Below are 323 nucleotides of genomic sequence, written 5' to 3'. Positions count from 1 at the left end.
TAATTACATAATATATTTATATTTTTGGTTTTCTATAGTTTATGCTCTTACATGTCTATTCATCACTTTAAAATGAAACTGTTTTAACAATGGAACTTCTGGACAAACTATTATTAAATTAATCTAATTCAGAGGTGAACGTATAATGGCATGGGAATGGCTTAGTATCAAACCACGTAGTAAACTAGGGAAATTTTTAGATCGACATGACCTTACTCAAGAAAAAGTTTCAAAAGTTAGTGGGGTTAGTAAAAGTACACTCAGTCGGCTCTGTAAAGGGAACGCTTTTCACCCCTCTTTTAAAAACCAAAATAAGATTATCA

1 protein-coding gene is annotated in these 323 nt (G+C 31.0%); it reads left to right on the top strand.

Annotated elements, in window-relative coordinates; all coding sequences use genetic code 11:
• Positions 1-145: 145 nt before the first annotated feature.
• A partial coding sequence (locus tag ACODS7_RS32925) for a helix-turn-helix domain-containing protein (RefSeq protein WP_488828775.1) occupies positions 146-323 on the top strand: 178 nt, incomplete at its 3' end.

Source organism: Bacillus sp. FG16 (assembly GCF_057809515.1).
The sequence above is the reverse complement of the archived record's forward strand: the minus strand, read 5'-3'. Positions and strand labels throughout refer to the sequence as shown.